Source organism: Microcystis sp. M49636_WE2 (assembly GCF_030065375.1).
Lineage (GTDB): Bacteria > Cyanobacteriota > Cyanobacteriia > Cyanobacteriales > Microcystaceae > Microcystis > Microcystis aeruginosa_C.
Genome location: NZ_JASJFG010000713.1, coordinates 1 through 3,153 on the forward strand (window position 1 = coordinate 1; position 3,153 = coordinate 3,153).

At 40.9% G+C, this 3,153-nt stretch carries 2 protein-coding genes and 3 pseudogenes; 4 read left to right on the forward strand and 1 reads right to left on the reverse strand.

From position 1 onward, the window contains the following. Positions 1-148, forward strand: a pseudogene (locus PX484_RS16265) (protochlorophyllide oxidoreductase); the annotation flags it as partial. Positions 149-511: 363 nt separating this feature from the next. Here PX484_RS16265 and PX484_RS16270 read toward each other — a convergent pair. Next, a complete protein-coding gene (locus PX484_RS16270; protein WP_353845704.1) occupies positions 512-1,783 on the reverse strand; it encodes an esterase-like activity of phytase family protein in 1,272 nt (423 codons plus the stop codon). A 185-nt stretch (positions 1,784-1,968) separates the two neighbouring features. On the opposite strand from PX484_RS16270, the pseudogene PX484_RS16275 reads away from it, so the two are divergent. From PX484_RS16275 to PX484_RS16285, 3 genes and pseudogenes are all read left to right on the forward strand, one after another. After that, positions 1,969-2,087 (forward strand): annotated as a pseudogene (locus PX484_RS16275) (IS200/IS605 family transposase); the annotation flags it as partial. A 298-nt stretch (positions 2,088-2,385) separates the two neighbouring features. Continuing rightward, positions 2,386-2,586, forward strand: a complete 201-nt coding sequence (locus tag PX484_RS16280) for a hypothetical protein (RefSeq protein WP_287766772.1) — start codon at positions 2,386-2,388, stop codon at positions 2,584-2,586. A gap of 70 nt (positions 2,587-2,656) precedes the next feature. After that, positions 2,657-3,001, forward strand: a pseudogene (locus tag PX484_RS16285) (PIN domain-containing protein); the annotation flags it as partial. Positions 3,002-3,153 lie beyond the last annotated feature (152 nt).

A 3,153-nucleotide genomic window follows, 5' to 3' on the forward strand; every position in this document is an offset into this window, starting at 1 on the left:
CCGTCAATCCGGTGCTTACTGGAGTTGGGGCAATCGTCAGAAAAAAGAGGGTAAATCCTTTGTTCAAAGGGTTTCTCCTCAAGCTCGCGACGATGAAAGAGGGGCAAAAATGTGGGAATACAGCGCTAAATTAGTCGGATTAGCCTAATTTCCGATTTTGAGACTGAAAAGGGACACAAGGTAACTTGTGTCCTTGTGGAAACGGGGAGCACTGGGACAGGGAGCAACAGTCCATAACTGGGTTTTTAAAGTTTGATTGGCAGTTAATGATATTATTAAAAACGGATTTGGTATTAGGCTCTCTTGGATTTGGTGGGTAAAATGTATTCTAAGATACATTCCTCCTAGCGAGGGGCTAGACGAACCACAAAGACAGAAAGAACACAAAGATTGATCGATCATATTGTAAGTTAAACTTATCACACAGAACCTAGAAGAGCCATTGTCCAATTGACGAAACGCTCGGCAACCGTAAAGATAGCCTGATCTCTATGCTGTTGCCAGATTTTGTTTAGCTTTCCCGTTTTTTGACTAGAATGACACCGCAACCGATCACCAGCAATCCTGCGAGGGTTGAGGGTTCGGGTACAGTTTCCACGCTAAAGGCGAGAAATTGAGTAAATTGGAGCTGGGTAAAGTTATTGTCGCTGACGAGAATTATTGATCGCTTGCCGTTCGGTAAATCGGGGCCGAAGGTAATCCCCTCCACGTTATCGATGGGGATATTTAACGAGGTCAGATCGAATAATAGGGTTTTCTGGGCGGCCACGATACCCGAAACCCCATTAATACTGGGAAAGGCACTAATATCGGTGGCCCCCTCCAGGGAAACCTCGTAGATTTTCACAGTATAGCCCGTATTCCCCGGTGTTCCCGTCGTTATAGAGAAAGAACGTTCTAGGGAGAGAAAGCGTTGGCCACTATTATCAAGTGCCAGTAAATCGACGAGTCCGTTGACATCGACTTGGCTTGGAATAATCGGGGGAAGGGCGATTGGATCGGTATTGTAGAGGAATTGAGCGATCGGCTGTCCATTAGCGAGATTGTACTGCAATATCCGCGAGGGAGAACCGTTCGTTGGCGTCGCGGCCGGCCCATCCTGCACAAGCGCGTTCTCGGAGGCCGTGAACAGGAATCGCTGATCTGGGGTGGTGGTCAGACTTTCTAGAGCCAGATTATTGCGAACCCCGCTTGTGGTGGGAATCGGGTTCGGCGCGGGGATAAACTGGTTTGGAATCGGTAAAGTATCGTTCTGTTGACCGTTGGCCAGCGCGAATCGATTGACAAAGGGATCGAGAATCTGATTGTTAGAGACCTCCCCTTCGGAGGAAATATACAGATTAGAACCCACGAGCGCGATCCCTTCTGGATCGAGACTCAGCGCGGGGAAAGTTTGCCCGTTAGTCTGTAAAAGTGGGGTAACACCGGTAAAGGTAACGCCGCTATTCGTCCCATTAACATTAAATAGCATCGGATTGATCGTTGCGGTGTAGAAACGCGCCGGGCCGTTCTGAGAGCGATCGTCCGAGATGATGTAAAAGTTATTAGCCGCCGGATCGTAGGTAATGCCCGATAATCCCCCGACCGGAACGGAGACACCGTTCACGGTTCCCGCTGGGCCTGAGGGAATAAACCCCGTGGGAACAATCGATTGACCGAGAAATTGTAAATTTAAAGGCGAAGCTTGAACCGACGAGGTAGCGAGGAAACCGACCGTTATGGTTCCAGCGATCCCGATGAAAAAACGAGAGGGGGATTTCATGATTTCTATCCAAAAAAACATTAGAACTCTTGCAAATTAATTATATGTTACAATCGTGTGTTAACTAATTTTTTTGGGAAAATTAGTTGTTTAGTACATTTGCGCTAAATGAAAGCCTGAAGTTTAACTTTTAACCCAAAAATATTTAGATATGCTTTAATCTCTTCGGGTCTAATTCCCCGCCGCTCGCAGGGTATAATAGAAAAATGAGTGAATACATCCATAAGAGCCATAATGTAAGTGTTTTGCTATATATCGTAAAGCCGTTTTCGACAAACAGGTAGATAGCTTGTTGAAAGAAGTCTGTCTGAAGATGGAAAAACGATAGGAGATCAAGTTTGTAGAAATTGGGCTGTTCTCGACTTTGTGTGATAATTTTTGCTCATGAAATCGTGAAATGTTTACTGGGAAAAACTTTGAGGACTATTTTGTTAAATAAACTATCAGTATACTGAGAGGGGGACAAGCACGGGGTTTATGTCTCTTTGTTATAATTCAAAGGCTAGGCTATAATAACTCTTCATAAACACCGATAATTTTAGTCAAAGACCTAAAAAAGGAAGATCATTATTGTGAGAGCGTGTAATTAGTATAATTAAAGTAAAAATCATTCCAATGTAGCCATGATTAAAAATATTAATGTAACTGAACTTAAACCTGAACAAATTCAGCAGATACAGGTACTTATGGCCGCATTTAAAGCTCAAAATCAACTCAATAAAAGTGAAACTGAAATTGATATGATTGAATACCTGTTGTCAAATCCTATAGAGGTTGATAATTTAGAATTTATGAAACGAGAAGAAATTTATGACAGAACTTAAAAGTCATATTTGTTTTGTTGAGTCTAATATTTAGCTTTATGCTTTTTCCACTGATAAAAAAGAAGAAAGTAAAAGAATATTGGCAAAACAATTAATTAAAGAAAAGTCCATCATTATCAGTACCCAAATAATTAATGAGGTTTCTTGTAATTTACTTAAAAAGCATAAGCTTGATGAAAAACAACTGTTTAAATTAATTGTTTCCTTTTATAGCAAATATCAAGTTATCTCATTTAATCTTGATATTTTTGAATCTGCATCTAATCTGATAATTCAATACCATCTATCATTTTGGGATAGTTTAGTGATTGCTTGCGCTTTATTTTATGATGCAAATATTTTGTATTCAGAAGATATGCAAGATGGTTTAATTATTAATAAAAAATTCACTATTATTAATCCCTTTAAGCAATAAAATTATTTTACTGGTTAATGATGCTATTTTCAGCATTTCTAAAACCAGTCCTAACGGTACAGTTGTCGGCACAATTAACGCCACTGATGCCGATAACAACCCCTTAACCTACAATATCACCGCAGGTAATCCTAACCTCGATGGCGACGGTA